12 protein-coding genes are annotated in these 15,405 nt (G+C 38.1%); 4 read left to right on the top strand and 8 right to left on the bottom strand.

Translation table 11 applies throughout. The features are described from left to right. Positions 1 to 56: 56 nt before the first annotated feature. The 7 genes from AC2117_RS10815 to AC2117_RS10785 form a co-directional block, all read right to left on the bottom strand. Positions 57 to 998 (bottom strand): ABUW_2363 family tetratricopeptide repeat lipoprotein, encoded by a 942-nt coding sequence (locus AC2117_RS10815; RefSeq protein ID WP_197730907.1) that lies wholly within the window; start codon positions 996 to 998, stop codon positions 57 to 59. A gap of 105 nt (positions 999 to 1,103) precedes the next feature. Further along, the gene (cysE, locus tag AC2117_RS10810) at positions 1,104 to 1,919 is read right to left on the bottom strand and encodes a serine O-acetyltransferase (protein ID WP_133973996.1); all 816 of its coding nucleotides are present in this window, start codon (positions 1,917 to 1,919) and stop codon (positions 1,104 to 1,106) included. Next, positions 1,912 to 2,751 carry an RNA methyltransferase gene (locus AC2117_RS10805; protein WP_197730906.1) on the bottom strand — a complete coding sequence of 280 codons (840 nt, stop codon included), beginning with the start codon at positions 2,749 to 2,751 and terminating at the stop codon, positions 1,912 to 1,914. Before AC2117_RS10805 ends, cysE begins: the two co-directional genes overlap by 8 nt. A 14-nt stretch (positions 2,752 to 2,765) precedes the next feature. Then, positions 2,766 to 6,329: a DNA polymerase III subunit alpha gene (dnaE, locus tag AC2117_RS10800; protein WP_133973994.1), complete on the bottom strand. Its 3,564-nt coding sequence runs from the start codon at positions 6,327 to 6,329 to the stop codon at positions 2,766 to 2,768. A gap of 199 nt (positions 6,330 to 6,528) precedes the next feature. Next, entirely contained in the window at positions 6,529 to 7,596 is a 1,068-nt protein-coding gene (locus tag AC2117_RS10795) for an asparaginase (RefSeq protein ID WP_133973992.1), read from the bottom strand. A gap of 676 nt (positions 7,597 to 8,272) precedes the next feature. After that, positions 8,273 to 9,580 (bottom strand): dicarboxylate/amino acid:cation symporter, encoded by a 1,308-nt coding sequence (locus AC2117_RS10790; RefSeq protein WP_133973990.1) that lies wholly within the window; start codon positions 9,578 to 9,580, stop codon positions 8,273 to 8,275. A 474-nt stretch (positions 9,581 to 10,054) separates the two neighbouring features. Then, complete coding sequence (locus tag AC2117_RS10785; protein ID WP_133973988.1) at positions 10,055 to 11,485, bottom strand: pyridoxal phosphate-dependent aminotransferase; 1,431 nt, start codon at positions 11,483 to 11,485, stop codon at positions 10,055 to 10,057. Positions 11,486 to 11,724: 239 nt separating this feature from the next. Here AC2117_RS10785 and msrB point away from each other — a divergent pair, with 239 nt between their 5' ends. The 4 genes from msrB to AC2117_RS10765 all read left to right on the top strand — a co-directional run bounded on the left by msrB (position 11,725) and on the right by AC2117_RS10765 (position 14,168). Beyond that, on the top strand, positions 11,725 to 12,144 hold the full coding sequence (msrB, locus tag AC2117_RS10780) for a peptide-methionine (R)-S-oxide reductase MsrB (RefSeq protein ID WP_005041267.1): 420 nt from the start codon (positions 11,725 to 11,727) through the stop codon (positions 12,142 to 12,144). Continuing rightward, entirely contained in the window at positions 12,141 to 12,626 is a 486-nt protein-coding gene (locus tag AC2117_RS10775) for a glutathione peroxidase (protein WP_003651303.1), read from the top strand. Before msrB ends, AC2117_RS10775 begins: the two co-directional genes overlap by 4 nt. Further along, a complete protein-coding gene (locus AC2117_RS10770) occupies positions 12,626 to 13,471 on the top strand; it encodes a helix-turn-helix domain-containing protein (protein ID WP_133973986.1) in 846 nt (281 codons plus the stop codon). Before AC2117_RS10775 ends, AC2117_RS10770 begins: the two co-directional genes overlap by 1 nt. A gap of 64 nt (positions 13,472 to 13,535) precedes the next feature. After that, on the top strand, positions 13,536 to 14,168 hold the full coding sequence (locus AC2117_RS10765) for a LysE family translocator (RefSeq protein ID WP_133973984.1): 633 nt from the start codon (positions 13,536 to 13,538) through the stop codon (positions 14,166 to 14,168). A 51-nt stretch (positions 14,169 to 14,219) separates the two neighbouring features. Here AC2117_RS10765 and dapC read toward each other — a convergent pair whose 3' ends face one another. Continuing rightward, on the bottom strand, positions 14,220 to 15,389 hold the full coding sequence (gene dapC, locus AC2117_RS10760) for a succinyldiaminopimelate transaminase (RefSeq protein WP_133976324.1): 1,170 nt from the start codon (positions 15,387 to 15,389) through the stop codon (positions 14,220 to 14,222). Positions 15,390 to 15,405: the final 16 nt, after the last annotated feature.

The following is a 15,405-nucleotide window of genomic DNA, read 5'->3' as shown; positions in this document are numbered from 1 at the left end:
CAAATGATCAAATAAAAAAAAGGGCTGTCAAAACAGCCCTTTTTATCTAATTAAGCTTATTTTTTTGATGTTGCAGTAGAAGTAGCGGGAGACATTGCAGGGTTAGTTAAAACTTGCCATACATTCCAACGACCTTGCTTTTCAATCTCTTGAATTAAACGATCAGCAATTTCCGATTCATCTGGATATTTAACTTTATAATTTTTAAGCGTCTGGATCGCATTTTTCTTTTGCTCCATCGCAATATAGTTATTTGCAGCAGCTAGATATGCTTCTTGAACATTACCTTTAATTGCTTTATCTAAATATGGAATTGCTTCACGTTGGCCACCACCTTCAGATAAGCCAAAACCGAACCAGAAGTTTGTTTCCGCATCATCTGGGCTAATTTTTAAAAGTCTTTGAGCATATTCTAAAGATTTAGTAGTGTGAACAGTTCCTAAATCAAGGTTACGTGCAAGAACACTTGCTTTAAAAGCGCGAAGCAAAATATCAAATGATGCATTTTCGTTTGCAGCAAGTGTATCGAGTTGCTGTGTTACTTCTTTAAGTTTACTTTCAAAGCCTTTACGTTCTTGGCGGTCAGTAAAGCGTGGTGGATAGTGACGAGCTTTGCCTTCTACTAACTGTAAGAAGTCATCAATAGTAGTCACGTCAATTTCATTCTCGCCAGCTAAAACTGCGTATTTCATTGAGCGCTGTGTGTTATTTACAGTCGGAACAATCAGTTTATTGGTGTCGAGAGTAAGTTGTTTAGTTGGGTCATCTTGACGATTAACTACCATTTTCGTTACTGGCTGTGCAGCAGCGTCTTTTAATGCAACTTCAAATGCCGGAGGCTGATCATAGTTAAAAGGATTTAATGCATAAAAAGGAGGAGTAAGCTCTGGTTCCTTGAAAACAAAAGGCTCAATTTTTTGTTGTTTTACAGGTGCCATTGTACAAGCTGTTAAACTTGAGGTCGCAAGGATGATATATGCCAAAGGCTTAAAATTCATAGGATCTTCCGTTCATTTTAGTAAAGTCAGATTTGGTAGTGGTAAGTCTAGGAAAAGCTAAACCGACATGCAAGAGTAAGCGTGTTACATTATGAATCAAGAATATTACGTTTTTGATATCTTGTTTTGTGCGCCACATTCACGACGCACTTCTTCAAGAATTTTTAGCTCTTCATCACTAAAAGGTTGTTCATCTTGATTTTCTTTTTTGAAGCTAGGGTCTAGCTCTGATAAACGCTGGCATAAATTATTCATACGCGTTTCATTGTTCTGAATACGATCAAGCAAAACGCGCATACCTTCTAAAATAGGGTCTGACTGATCAGCAGTTGTCGCATATGGGGCAAAACCAATACTTTGTGCATAATCACGACGACGTGCTTCATCTTTATCGTTATTTTTTTCGGCATCTTTATAAATATAGCGAGCAGGATTTCCTACAGCAGTTACACCAGCAGGAACAGCTTTAGTCACCACGGCATTTGAACCGACTTTAGCTCCCTTACCAACTGTAAATGGCCCTAAAATTTTTGCACCAGCACCAACGACAACACCATCTTCTAAAGTTGGATGGCGTTTGCCTGTCTTCCATGTTGTTCCACCTAAGGTAACACCATGATAAAGCGTAACATCATCACCAATTTCAGCAGTTTCACCAATCACAACTCCCATGCCATGATCAATAAAAAAACGCTTACCGATTTTAGCACCCGGATGAATTTCGATTCCTGTGGCAAAACGGCTAAATGAAGAAAGTAGGCGAGCTGCACCTTTACAATCTTTTTGCCATAATTCATGTGCAACACGATGCATCATAATTGCATGAATACCTGGGTAAGTCGTAAGAACTTCAAGTGTATTGCGGGCAGCAGGATCACGCGCAAATACAGCCTTTATATCTTCTTTAAGCTGCTTAAGCATTGGGTTGATCCTCCTTGTCAGATAATGCTTTTTTCCATTTACCACTTGTTAAAGCTTGCACACGACTAAAAATACCGCGAAGTAAATGATATTCCATACGATCTAATTGTATACGACCAAACAGACGACGCAAGCGTAAAGGCAATAAACGTGGATTTTCTGGATCTAAAAATTCAATTTCAGTCAGCATTTTTTCTAGATGAGGATAAAACTCTTCCATTTGTTGCTGAGTAACCAAAGGTTCATCCCATTGCATGCTTTGGCCTTGCACCAATGGCATTTCATCTACATTCTGGTCGACTTGGTCTTGTTCCAGAGCAGACATGCGAAGCTCATAACATACGACTTGAATCGCTTGAGCAACATTTAATACACCATAGTCTGGATTTACAGGGATGGTTAAATGGTAATTTGCCAGTGCTAATTCTTCGTTAGTTAAACCACGATCTTCACGACCAAAAACAATCGCAATTTGTTGTCCTTGAGCGGTTGCTTTAATAGCTTCTTTAGCCGCAGGTCGCACATCAAGTAAAGGCCAAGGAATGGTGCGACTACGCGCACTTGTTCCAAAAACCAAATGGCAATCTTTAATCGCATCTTCTAAGGTGTCTACAATCTCAAGGTGCTCAAATAAATCTTGGGCACCAGCAGCAAGCGCTTGTATATCTGGATGAGGATATGTTTTGGGTGCTACAAGAACTAATTTAATGAGTCCCATTGTTTTCATGGCACGTAAAGCACTGCCAATATTAGCAGGCAAAGTCGTATTTACCATGACAATACGCACTTGTGCTAATTGTTTTGACACGGTGGTGTGGTCAAACGAATTCATAAGATTTCCAGAAATTACGAATATTGAGAAACTTCGCTTTGGTATAAATCCAATGCATCGTCCATAGACATACCCGCAGGAGGAGAGGCAACAGCATGTGGACGAACAGGGTCTACTGCTTTAGCTGCTTTCGACTTTACTTGATATTCAATATAAATATTATCTTTACCAAAATAATCTCTGAGTTTAGCAAGTAATTCATCTAGAGGAGCGACTTTCCATTGCGGACCAAACTGAAGTTCAGCTTGAGCATAGGGTTGATCAATCTGTAACTGTAGAGCGATATGTTGATGCATATCTACATTGCAAAATGGCAAGATCATGTTTTGTAGATCTTTTGCCAATGTGGGCTGCATGAACTCTTCTGTTAATTTGATTTGAATACTGTTAGCTCGTTTTTGTCTTATTTCATTTAAGGTGAAAGCTTTGGTCAAACGTCCCATTGGACGTTCAAAGCCTTCTCGTTCATAGATTTCGCCTTCGAAAACTACAACACGTTCCACTTGAACGATATCTTTAAAACGTTGGAAGCGCTCATGATTACAGCTGACTTCAATACGTCCTGTACCATCATCAAGTACAATAACAACTCGGTTAGGGAAGTTTGCGACATCAATAACCAAACCTGCATAAACTGTAGTAACGCCACGACGTGTAGCTGTAATTTCATTTAGTTTTACAGGAACAAAAGCTTTGAGTTCTTGTCGGTAAACATCAATTGGATGGCCGGTTAGATATAAACCAAGGGTATCTTTTTCGCCTTTTAGACGAACTTCATCGCTCCACGGTTTTACAGGCTTAGCTGGTTTACGCTGAACTTCTTCAACTTCACCAAATAAATCCATAATACCGCTTTCACGGTTACTTCGAGCTTGTTCGGCAGCTTGAACAGCTTCAGGCAATTGTGCCATTAAGCTTGCACGTTCAATTCCTAAGCAGTCGAGTGCACCCGCGCGAATTAAAGCTTCAAGAGTACGTTTATTGATTTTTTTCAAATCAATACGATGGCAAAAATCGAATAGATCTGTATAAGGACCAAGTTGTCGACGAGAGTCAATAACTGACTGCATTGCTTGTTCGCCGACGCCTTTAATTGCACCTAAACCGTAAACAATCGTTTTATCATTACTTGCATGGAAGTGATAAGTCGACATATTGACCGATGGTGGTAAGACCTCAAGATTATTATTTCGACAGTCATCAATCAAGAACACAACACTATCTGTGTTTTGCATTTCCGATGTCATTACCGCTGCCATAAATTCAGCAGGGTAATGCGCTTTCAACCATGCTGTATGGTAAGCAACCAGCGCATAAGCAGCGGCGTGGGATTTGTTAAAACCATAGCCTGCAAACTTTTCCATATAGTCAAAGATATGGTTGGCTGTGCTTGCATCAATACCTTTTTCAGCAGCACCTTCTAGGAAAATTTGGCGTTGCTTAACCATTTCCTCAGGTTTCTTTTTACCCATTGCACGGCGTAATAAGTCTGCGCCGCCTAACGTGTAACCTGCACAGATCTGTGCAGCCTGCATAACCTGTTCCTGATAAACCATAATCCCGTATGTCGGCTCTAATACACCTTCAAGAAGGGGATGAAGATATTCAAAATCTCCACCATGCATACGGTGAATAAAGTCAGGAATAAGGTCCATTGGACCTGGACGATACAATGATACGAACGCAATAATTTCTTCGAATTTACTTGGACGCGCTTCTTTAAGCATCCGTTTCATGCCGACGGATTCAAACTGGAATACCGCTGTCGTATTTGCATCGGCAAAGACAGAATATGCTTTAGCGTCGTCTAGAGGAACATGCAAGATATTGAGCTGATCATTACTGTCGCGGTTTTTATTAATATTTTGGATCGCGTCTTCAATAACAGTTAAGTTACGTAAGCCCAAGAAGTCGAATTTGACTAGACCTGCTGCTTCTACATCGTCTTTATCATATTGAGCAACACGGTTCGTTCCATCTGCATCACAAAGTACAGCCGAGAAATCGGTAATTTTACCAGGTGCAATGACTACACCTCCGGCATGTTTACCCGTATTTCGGGTTACACCTTCTAATTTTAATGCCATTTCCCAGATTTCGCTTGCATCGTCGTTATCTGGGTTAGATGGGTTAGTCACAATATCTTTAAGCTGGGGTTCCATATCAATAGCGGTGGCTAAGTCCACACCAAGCGGTTTGGTAGGCACCATTTTTGAAATACGGTCAGCTAAACCGTAAGATTTACCTAATACACGCGCAACGTCACGGATTGCACCTTTTGCTGCCATGGTTCCGAAAGTTGCAATTTGTGAAACGGCTTCGCGACCATAAGTACGCGATACGTAATCAATGACGCGGTCACGTCCAGCAATACAGAAATCGACGTCAAAGTCAGGCATCGACACACGTTCTGGGTTCAAGAAACGTTCGAAGAGTAGATCGTAACGAAGTGGATCAAGGTCTGTAATTTTTAAGCTATATGCGACTAATGAACCTGCACCTGAACCACGGCCTGGCCCCACAGGAACACCATTGTTTTTTGCCCATTGAATAAAGTCCATGACGATGAGGAAGTATCCAGGGAAACCCATTTTTAGGATAATACCGACTTCATAATCAATTCGTTCATCGTAAGGCTTACGAATCTCTGCCCAATCTTCGCCACGTTTTTCAACGGGATAAAGATAATTTAAGCGTTCTTCCAAACCTACTTTAGATAAATGTTCAAAATAAGTATCGATGGTAAAACCATCTGGAATTGGATAGTCAGGTAAAAAGTAAGTGCCGAGTTGTAGTTTAACGTTGCAGCGTTTGGCAATATGATAGGTGTTCTCGATAGCACTAGGAATATCAGAAAACAACTCGATCATTTCATCTGAGGTTTTAAAGTGCTGCTCAGGGCTATACGTCCGTGGACGGCGATTATCTGCTAGTACATAACCATCAGCGATACAAACACGTGCTTCGTGTGCCTCGAAATCTTCTTTTTCTACAAAGTGCACATCATTATGTGCAACTACGCCCACATTATATTTTGCAGCAAGTTTTGCAGCTTCTTGAATAAAGTCTTCTTCACCGGGACGGTCAGTACGTGTTAAAGCAAGATAAACACGGTTACCAAACTTTTCGAGCCATGCTTCTAAAAGAGGTGCAGCTTTTTGAGGGTTAGATGAGCAAAGCATCTGGCCAACATCACTATGCTGGCCAAGTAAAACGATAATATCCTGATGCTGTTCAAGTACCCATTCTTTTTGTACACATGGAATACTGAGCTGTTGTCCTTCAATAAAACCGCGTGAAACGATTTCGGTGAGACTTTTCCACCCAACCTCACTCATTGCAAGTAAAGTTGCGCGATGTTGAGCATCATCAAGGCGAATTGTGCTACCTAAAAGCGGCTTAATTCCTTTTTTTAAACAAGAATTATAAAATTTTACTGCCGCATGGAGGTTAGAGAGGTCCGTTAATGCCAACGCAGGCATTTGGTCCTTAACCGCAGCATTGACCAAGTCAGGTATGCGAACTATCGACTCTGTAATCGAAAATTCTGTATAAATACCTAGATGAACAAACTGCATAAACCAATCCTTAATGCGACTACAGCATAGTTTAACACGCAAAGTTAAAAGGAAATGGTTAATATTTTGGCAAACTGTTAAGGATTTTATTATTTAAGAAGAACGAGTTGAACATCTATTGTACAGATTTAATATAAAAGACATTATTTTTATAAAATGTGACCAGCCCAAACATCTAGGTTTGAGCTGGTTGAAAAATTTAGTACTGCCAGAACATACGTTGAATTTCTTTAGCATCTGTCGTTTTAGTAAGCGCTAATGCAGTAAGAAGACGCGCTTTCTGCGGGTTTAAATCATGTGCCGCTACCCAACCATATTTAGAGTCAGGTTGTTCTGCATCACGCACTACAAAACCTTGTGCAACACGTGATGAACGGATAATTTGAATACCGTTCTTGTCATGAAGATTTTGTAAAGTTGGGACGATATATTTTGGTACCGAACCGTTACCAGTGCCTGCATTGATAATCGCTTTAGCACCTGCTTTTGCATATGCTTCATAAGCATCTGGAAGCATAGAGCCTGAGCCATAAACGATCTGTACTGTTGGAAGCGCATCGCCTTTAATATTCTCGATATTAAATTCAGAAGCATTTGTAAAACGTTTTACAGACTGTCTGAACCAGTATGGCTTGCCTTCAACTAATGTACCTAAAGCGCCCCATTGGCTAACAAAAGCATTTGTATGAATGTTAATGCCTTTAGTTACATCACGTGCAGCAAAAATAGAGTCGTTCATAAGAACCATAACGCCTTTATTTTTTGCATCATCAGAAGCGGCTAAAGCAACTGCACTATAAAGGTTAAGTGGTCCGTCTGCTGAAAGAGCAGTTGAGGGGCGCATTGAACCAACAATAACAATCGGCTTATCAGTGTGAACAACCAGATTTAAGAAAAACGCTGTTTCTTCTAAAGTATCTGTACCGTGAGTAATCACAACACCATTAACAGATGGTTTTTTTACCAGCTCATTTACTTGACGAGCAATTTGTAATAATTCCTTGTCAGTAATACTTTCAGAAGCGACCTGTAATGCCTGAATACCAGTTACATTCGCCAAATCTTTGATTTGTGGAACTGCATTAATTAAAGCATCAACTGGAACTTTTGCAGCAGTGTAAGTCGCACTGTTTGCTGAACTTGCACCAGCACCTGCGATAGTACCGCCAGTGGCAACAACAACGACATTGTTTTTTGCGTAAAGTGGGAGAGAGCAGGCCAATAAGCCCATCGCTAAACCTAAAGATTTAACAGTTTTAGTCAACATCGAAAATATCCTTATGAAGTGACGAAAGTAAAAAAAGTTTGTCGAATATGTCTGCTTTTCCTAAGCAAAATACAGACCATGTAAAACATATTCGTAACTTGCTGAATAAGAAGCTTCCTTGAATAGCATTTTGTTTTACCAACAATTACTTAGTCATTGCTTTTATTCAGCGTTAATAAATATCATGAATAAATAAAAAAATCTATTAAGTTTTTCTAATTTATCTCGATTTTTTTACTTTTTTATATAAAGAAAACAAATGATTTTTTTATCATTATAAAATCAAAAAATAATAGGTGTAATGAGGGCTTTATTTACTATTTGGTATTTATAATATATTGATTATAAGATGTATTTTTTAAAAAATGGAATTGTATGAATTTTTAGATGGAGAAACTAAATAATAATTTAAATAGCTTAATATAATTAAGTTTTAATAAATGAATTAAAATTTAATCAGTTGATGTTTATTTTTGAGAATATAAATTCTGTTTGGGTGGTTTTTGTTCTCTTTTTAAGGTTTGTTTTGAGAAAATTTAATAGGAGTTAAATCTCATTATTTAATATAAAAATATAGATAAATTTTTATTGTTTAATTTTAGAATAAAAAGAAGAGCAATTTTATAAGGTCATATAAAATTGCTCTTAAGTTGGGAGAGTGGGAGAGAAGAGAAACTTAAGCGGTCGTTTGTTCTTGAGTTGATTTAATTAATACAGGCTCTGGTAGTTCTTCAGTATCAGCTACTTTCTCACCTTCAAGCTTGGCAACAACTGCTGTAGCAATACTATTACCTACTACGTTTGTTGCAGTACGACCCATGTCAAGGAACTGATCGATACCAAGCAATAAGAGAATACCTGCTTCAGGTAAATTGAACATGGTGAGTGTTGCTGAAATAACGACGATAGAAGCTCGTGATACACCCGCAATACCTTTACTTGTCACCATAAGAGTTAACAGAATTAAGATTTGTTGAGTGAAGCTCAGATCGATGTTGTAAGCTTGAGCAATAAACAGTACTGCAAAAGTGGTGTACATCATTGAACCATCTAAGTTAAATGAATAACCTAAAGGTAGTACGAAGCTAGTCACTTTTTTAGGTACACCAAATTTATTTAATGCATCCATTACTTTTGGGTACGCAGATTCACTTGAAGCTGTAGCAAAAGCAAGCGTTACAGGTTCACGAATTAATTTTCCTAAGCGGAAAATATCTTTTTTCAGTACTATCGCACCGACAGAGAATAAAATGATCCAAAGTAATAGAAGACCGAAATAGAACTCTGCGATTAAAATACCGTAGTCAACGATTAAGCCTAAACCTTGTACGGTAATTGCAGAAGCCATTGCTGCAAATACTGCAAAAGGGGCGAACATCATGACGTAATCGGTAATGCGGAACATGATTTTACTGAGTTCTTCAGTCAAACGAACAATAACTGAGTCTTTTTCGTTGCCTTGATTAACAAAAGCAAGAGCTGAACCAAAGAAAATTGAAAAAACGAGTACTTGTAGGATGTCATTGTTGGCCATTGCTTCTGCAATGCTGCGTGGGAAAACATGGCTTAAGAATGATTGTAGGGTGAAACCAGTAGTAGTTGGGAGAGAAGAGCTACTAATTTGCTGTGCTGTTGGTAATGCTAAATCTAAAGCTGCACCAGGTTGGAAGAAGTTAGCTAATCCCATACCGATTGCAAGCGATACAAACGAAGCAGTAATAAACCAAGTCATTGACTTAAGTGTAATACTTCCAATTGATGTTGATTTCCCCATTGATACAATGCCTGCAACAATTGTGGCAAATACCAATGGCGCAATAATCATTTTGATTAAGCGTAAAAAGATGTCTGAAATAATGCTGAAATAAGAAGCGATCTGTTTGAGTTGTTCACCTTCATTGAAAAAGTGGTGACAAATCCAACCTGTCAGTACGCCGAGTAAAATAGCAATAACAATATACTTGAGCAATTTCTTTTGCTTCATATGAACCTCTATCCATTTGATTCAATCATCCTTTGATGGGATTTGAATGATTGAAAGCTTTCCTTGTTAGTTCAGTCCGGTCGTTTTAACGATTTTATCTTCCTAGATCTGTATCTGTTTAAACCGAATCGAATATGGTGATGTTGTTATGGAAGGGGATTGTTGCTCGATTTTGATGCAGTGTGAAATGCAAAAAAATATTGATCCATGCATTTTTTGCATAATGAAGATGGGTGAAAATGCGAAATTAAACACAAATTTAAACGAATGGTAAAAAATATATAAATGAATTATTAAGGTGAATTTAAAGATTAAAAGAAATAAATTTACAATAAAAAACATTTAAATTCAAAGTGTTATTTTTGAATAGATAGGAAGGTAGTAGCGTTTGGGATAATTATTTTTTTAAATAATAAAATAGAATTATCAAAAAAGGCATCCAATTTAAGATGCCTTTTTCGATATGCATTTTTTTTAACGACGGTTGGCTAAGAAACGACCTAAGCGAGTAATTGCTTCTCGTAATTCATTTTCAGCAGGTAAGAAAACCACGCGGAAATGATCTGGAGTTGGCCAATTAAAGCCTGTACCTTGCACCAATAACACTTTTTCTGCACGTAACAAATCAAGCATTAACTTTTCGTCATCTTCAATTGGATAGATGTTCGGATCTAGGCGAGGGAAACAGTACATTGCTCCATCTGGTTTCACGCAGCTTACCCCAGGAATCTCATTTAGCATTTCCCAAGCAATATTACGCTGTTCGTATAAACGGCCACCCGGACGAATCAAGTCATTAATTGATTGATATCCTCCGAGAGCAGTTTGAATCGCATATTGAGCTTGAACGTTTGCACATAGGCGCATAGATGCCAACATATCTAAACCTTCGATATAGTCAGCAGCACGGCTTTTATCCCCAGTAATTGCCATCCAGCCTGAACGGAAACCTGCAATACGATAAGCTTTTGACAAGCCATTAAAAGATACACAAAGCTGGTCACCCGCTAATGAAGCCACTGAAACATGTTCAATGCCGTCATAAATAATTTTGTCGTAAATTTCGTCAGCAAATAAAATTAAGTCATGTTTCTTTGCAACTGCGACAATTTGTTCAAGCACATGACGTGGATATACTGAACCAGTCGGGTTGTTCGGGTTAATAATGACAATGCCACGTGTGTTCGGCGTAATTTTACTTTCAATATCAGCAATATCTGGATACCAGCTATTTTCTTCATCACATTTATAGTGGATTGCTGTACCACCTGAAAGATTAACGGCTGCTGTCCAAAGTGGATAATCTGGCATTGGAATCAGCATTTCGTCACCATCATCTAACAAACCTTGCATAGCCATGACAATCAGTTCGGATACGCCGTTACCAACATACACGTCATTGACATGCATATTTAGAATCCCTTTCTGCTGGTAATACTGACAAATTGCTTTACGAGCAGGGAAGATACCTTTTGAATCAACATAACCAATTGCATTTGGCAGGTTTAAAGCAACGTCATTAATAATTTCTTGTGGTGCTTCAAAACCAAATGGAGCAGGGTTGCCAATATTTAATTTGATAATTTTATGTCCTTGCTCTTCCATTTCATTGGCGGCTCGCAATACAGGCCCACGAATGTCATAACAAACATGCTCAAGTTTTGATGATTTTTTAATTTCTCGAGTGGAGGGCATGGAATGGAGGGTAGCAGTATTTTTAGACATAACTGGATTCACTTTTGCATATCGGTATAAATAACTTTTAAATGTTTTAACTGTTACCAAATTTAGATCGTGTTGATCTTTTAGCAATTCAACAATTTTTTCATGGGTGTAACCCGATTGTTGATATTGTTTGATAATTGGTAGTAATTGTTGGAAAACCACACTTTTTTTCTGAGACATGTTTTGTCCTATACAACTGTGCGCAATAAGAATAGCACTATGTTTGCTTGCTTTAAAGAAGAATAGTAATAAATTTGCTTGCTTTTTATTTTATAGTTTGCTTACTTTTTGCTTTTTGTTCTTTATATGTTTAAATTCCAACAAATTTTACGTTCAGAGACTAGTGTTTTTGTGATGAATGGCGTAAATATAAAACTCAATCATCAGAAATGTTTACATCAGAATAAAAGGTGCATGTCATGGGAAAAGTCAATAAAACAGACCGGGAATGGCAAAGAGAGTTATCACCAGAAGAGTATCGGATCACACGACAAAAGGGCACTGAACCTGCATTTACGGGGCAATACTGGAATACTAAGCAACATGGTACCTATGTCTGCCGTTGCTGCGGCGCAGAATTGTTCTCATCAGATACTAAATATGACAGTGGTTGTGGTTGGCCTAGCTTCTTTAAACCGATTGAGGCAACTGCAATTGAAGAACATGACGATTTATCGCATGGTATGGTCAGAACAGAAATTGTTTGTCATGATTGCGAAGCCCATTTAGGGCATGTTTTTGAAGATGGACCACAGCCGACTGGTTTGCGCTATTGTGTAAACTCGGCATCATTACAACTGAAATCACAAGAAAAAAATGATGAGGAAACCTATCCATGAGTAATATTTATCAGTTTGAAGCTGAACTGTTAGAGGGCGAAGTTAAGCAATTAGCTGATTACAAAGGTAAAGTTTTACTAATTGTAAATACCGCAAGTAAATGTGGCTTTACACCACAATTTGCGGGCCTTGAAAAACTTTATGAGAAATATAAAGATCAAGGATTGGAAGTTTTAGGTTTTCCCTGCAACCAGTTTGGGGGGCAAGATCCAGGCAACAATAAAGAAATCGGTACTTTTTGTCAGCGCAACTATGGGGTGAAATTCCCGATGTTTGCAAAAGTGGATGTAAAAGGACCGGAAGCCCACGTGATTTTTAGATATTTAACACGTGAAGCTAAAGGTATTTTAGGCAGTAGCACGATTAAATGGAACTTTACCAAATTTTTGGTGGGAAGAGATGGCGCTGTGCTAAACCGCTATGCACCTACGACTAAACCAGAAGCTTTAGAAGCTGATATTGAAAAAGCATTAGCAAGTTAATAAATTCAATGAACGCTATTCCCCAAGATTTTGAGTTTTGGCAAGATGAGCGAATGCCTTATGTTGAAACCAGAAGAACTTGTTTTAGCAGAACATGTTATAAATCTCATAGTCATCCAACATTTTCAATTGGAGCTATAGATGAAGGGAATAGCGTTTTCCAAAGCTCATTTGGTACAGCACAAAAGATTTCTGCTGGTACGTTAGTCATTGTGCCAGCTCACATTGAACATTCTTGTAACCCGCTGCCTGATCAAGCTTGGAGTTACCAGATGCTGCATCTGGATATATCTTGGCTTAATCAATGGTACGCCGAATTTCAAAAAGAGGGCTTTGATTTAAATTTGCCCCAGCATAGACCTCTCATTATTAAAGATGAAAATTTATATCAGACTTTTTCTGATATGAATGAGACTTTATTTGATTCAAAAAAGTTGATTTTTGAAAAAGAACAGTCGCTTATCTATTGCCTTACACAGCTGTTATTACCCAATTTTATTTTAGAAGAAATACAGAAAACTCAATATTTGTATGAAAGCTTTTTGGACTTAATTCATATTATTAAATCATCCGAACGATTTATTTCTTTAGAAGAGCTTGCCCAACAGGTGGGCCTTAGTCGATATGCAATCATTCGTCTGTTTAAAGCCAATGTTGGTTTAACACCGCATGCATTTCAAATTAATTTAAAGATTAATCAGGCCAGAGCACAATTAAAGCAAGGCATTCCACTCGCAGAGCTGGCTGTAAATTTAGGCTTTAGTGATCAGAGCCATTTTCATAAAGCTTTCAAAGCCCATACAGGAATCACTCCTCGACAGTTCCAACTTGCTGCCGCGCAATAATTTACAAGAAATTATTTTTCTCTATTTTTAAGCTATTCCATATTGTTTTACAGATGAAACCCTTATGGAAGTTTTTTTAGTTATTGCCTTTACTCACTTTTTAGCTTTGTTATCTCCCGGACCAGACTTCTTTCTGATTCTCACCAGTCTTTTGCAAAAAGGTTCGCGTTATACGTATGGCGTCATTGTAGGAATTACTTTGGGTAATGCCTTGATTTTGATGGCCTGTATGTTTGGATTTATGTTACTTGGAAATTTGAGTACGAACATCCTTTTAGTACTTAAATGGTTTGGGGCTGGGTATTTGGTTTATTTGAGTTACCTTTGTTTTAGTGCGGCTCGGTCTGGCACCTTAAATTTTGCGGTTGAAGAAAATGGTTTAATAGATCAAGAACCACAACACCAGATTAAAATTAAAAGTTTAATGTTAGGAATACAATCTAGTCTTCTTAATCCCAAAAATATTATGTTTTATAGTAGCTTGATGTTGCTTATTCAGTATCAATTTAGTCTGGTTCAAAAATTGCTAATCAGCACGTGGATGACTGCGGTGGTACTTGTTTGGAACTTACTGTTGGTTCGCTTATTGCTTCAAAATCGGGTTCTAGAACAGATTAAGCGTTCTGCTAAGGGCCTATATTATTGTTCTAGTTTGGCTTTTATATTTTTCGCAGTACTACTGGTTGTTTATAGTTAATGTAGTGTTACAGCCTTTAGCAATATTAAAGGCTGTACAATTTACTTATGCTTAGAGAATTGCTTTTAAACGCTTAACCACTTCTTCGCATTGTGCTAAATCGGCGACTAAAGCCATACGTACATGATTTTCCCCAGGGTTACCTTGTTCGGTATCACGAGATAGGTAACGTCCCGGTAAAACTTTAATATGTGCTTTTTCCATTAACATCTTGGCAAAAGTTTCGTCGTTATCAACTTTTAACCAATAATAAAAACCAGCATCTGGTTTTTGCAGAGGTAATAAGTGACCGAGTTCGGTTTGGAATAAATCAAATTTTGCACGATATTGCTTACGATTTTCTTCAACATGGCTTTCGTCATTCCATGCTGCAATTGATGCAAGCTGATGTTGAACAGGCATTGCTGCACCATGATAAGTACGGTACTGCAAATATGGTTTTAATAATTCTGCATCACCCGCTACAAAACCTGAGCGTAAACCCGGTAAGTTTGAGCGTTTAGAAAGTGAATGGAATACGACACAGTTTTTATAGTCATCACGACCAAGTTCTGCACAAACTTCTAATAAGCCTGTAGGTGCTTGATCGAACCAAAGCTCTGAATAGCATTCGTCAGAAGCAATAACAAAATTATATTGATCAGATAAGGCAATTAACTTTTTGAATTGCTCTTTAGAAAGCACAGTACCTGTTGGGTTGCCCGGTGTACATACAAAAAGAAGGGCTGTTTTTTCCCATACTTCTGCGGGCACAGCATCAAAATCACCTAAATAGCCATTTTCTTCTGTGCAATTTATGAAATAGGGTTTTGCACCAGCCAGTAGAGCTGCACCTTCATAAATTTGATAAAACGGATTCGGCATGACCACATACGGTGCGTCTTCACGGTTAATGAGCGCCTGAACAAATGAGAAAATTCCTTCACGAGTACCAGACACTGGCAAAATATGGTTTTCTGCGCTAATGCTATTCAGTTTGAAGCGTTGAGTTAACCACTCTGCAATACTTTGGCGAAGCTCTGGTAAACCCTTACTATTTGGATAAGTTGATAGATGGTTAAAGTTATCAATAATTGCCTGTTTAACAAACTCTGGTGCTGGATGCTTAGGTTCACCAATTGATAGTGGAATCAATGGAAGATGAGCAGGAGTGATATCCTTAAAAAGCTGGTTTAACTTTTCAAATGGATACGGGTGCAATAACGACAAGCTAGAGTTCATTAAACAGTTACCAATT

The organism is Acinetobacter calcoaceticus (assembly GCF_900520355.1).
Lineage (GTDB): Bacteria > Pseudomonadota > Gammaproteobacteria > Pseudomonadales > Moraxellaceae > Acinetobacter > Acinetobacter calcoaceticus_C.
This window is presented reverse-complemented; position numbering and strand designations above follow the sequence as displayed.